Source organism: Rhodococcus sp. KBW08, assembly GCF_003852455.1.
Classification (GTDB): domain Bacteria; phylum Actinomycetota; class Actinomycetes; order Mycobacteriales; family Mycobacteriaceae; genus Rhodococcus_F; species Rhodococcus_F baikonurensis.
In genome coordinates, this window is sequence record NZ_QAJJ01000055.1 from 1 (window position 1) to 584 (window position 584).

Annotated in this window: 1 rRNA gene; it reads right to left on the bottom strand. The window is 46.6% G+C overall.

Annotation, left to right across the window (positions count from 1 at the left end):
- Positions 1–584: ribosomal RNA gene (locus DBV08_RS32655) — 23S ribosomal RNA — on the bottom strand; the annotation flags it as partial.

Below are 584 nucleotides of genomic sequence, written 5' to 3' on the forward strand. Positions count from 1 at the left end.
CTCCACTTCAGTCTTCAAGCACCTCACTTGAATAATTGCTACTACTACCAAGATCTGTACCCGTGACCGCTCCACTCTGACTTACGCCAGTAGCTTCTTAGCAACCACGGCACCCTCCTACACGATACCGCTTACTCGTTCAATAAAACTTGCGATATCGATCCGGTATAGGTCCCACGCTACAGCGCCATCCATTTTCAGGGCTGGTTGATTCGGCAGGTGAGTTGTTACACACTCCTTAGCGGATGACGACTTCCATGTCCACCGTCCTGCTGTCTTTATCAACCAACACCTTTTGTGGTTTCTCATGAGCGTGATGTTAGGCACTTTAACCAGATGTTTGGTTCATCCCACATCGCCAGTTCTGCTTACCAAAAATGGCCCACTAGACATTTGTATTCAATGCACATCTTCAATAAAGAAAGACGCACATCGAACCCATTTAAAGTTTGAGAATAAGTTGAGAACATTTCGTCCCCAATACTTCTAATCATTCGCTTTACCAGGTAAGTGCGTTTGCGAGAGCGCCAGCTATCCTGAGGGAAACTTCGGAGGGAACCAGCTACTAGATGGTTCGATTAGTC